General features: G+C 66.3%; 1 protein-coding gene. It reads left to right on the forward strand.

Annotated elements, in window-relative coordinates:
- Positions 1-1,163: sigma-54 dependent transcriptional regulator (locus tag AB1555_19885; GenBank protein ID MEW6248939.1), on the forward strand; the 1,163-nt coding region annotated here is incomplete at both ends.

The following is a 1,163-nucleotide window of genomic DNA, read 5'->3' on the forward strand; positions in this document are numbered from 1 at the left end:
CTCCTTTTACGGTGTTGGTGGTCGAAGACAATTCCGCCGACACGGAGATGATCCTGCACGCGCTCGAGCAGGCCAAACTCAAAACCTTTGACGACCAACTCGACATCGAAGTCCGCGCGACCGCGGAAGGCGCGGTCCAGTTGCTCAACGAACGGACGGTGGATTTGGTCCTCACCGACCTGGTCCTGCCCGCCATGGACGGCCTGGACCTGGTCAGCCACATCCTGGAACTCGACCGCAACCTCCCGGTCCTCGTCGTGACCTGGATGAACACGGTGAACCTGGCGGTCGAGGCCATGCGGCGCGGCGCCTTCGACTATGTCCTCAAGCCCCTCAACCCCACCGATCTGGGCATGCGGCTGCATCGCGCCATCCGCTATTCCGAGATCCTCCGGCGCCACTCGGCCTTCGAACGGATGGTGCGCCACGACCTGGAGACCGGCAGCCTGGTGGGCGTCAGCGCGGCCTTCCAGCGCGTCCTGCGCCAGGTCGGCGAAGCCGCCCAGGTCCGCTCCACCGTGCTCATCACCGGGGAGACCGGCACCGGCAAGGGCCTCCTCGCCCGCGCCATTCACGAGCGCAGCCGCGAGCGCGCCAAGCCCTTCCAGATCATCGACTGCGCGACGATCCCGGAGGGCACCATCGAAAGCGAACTGTTCGGCCACGTGCGCGGCGCCTTTACCGGCGCCAGCACCGACAAGCCGGGGCTCATCGAGCTGGCGCACGGCGGCACGGTGTTCCTCGACGAAATCGGGGAATTGCCGCTGGGGCTGCAGGTGAAACTGCTGCGCGTGATCGAGGAGAATGAAGTCCGGCCCGTCGGCGGCACGCGGGCCAAGCGGGTGGACCTGCGCATCATCGCCGCCACGAACCAGGATCTGGCGGAAAAGGTCAAGCACGGGACGTTCCGCAAAGACCTCTATTTTCGCCTGGCCGTCGTCCACATTCCGGTGCCGCCCCTGCGCGAGCGGACCGAGGACATCCCGGCGATCGCGCGACATCTCTTGAGTCGGCTCGGGCGGGAGATGGGGAAACCGCGCTGCTATTTCGACGCCTCCGCCGTAGACGCGTTGACGGCGTATCCCTGGCCGGGCAACGTCCGCGAACTCCGCAACGTGGTCGAACGTGTGGTCATGCTGGCGACGTCCGACAAGATTACGCGC

Source organism: Nitrospirota bacterium (genome assembly GCA_040755395.1).
Lineage (GTDB): Bacteria > Nitrospirota > Nitrospiria > Nitrospirales > Nitrospiraceae > DATLZU01.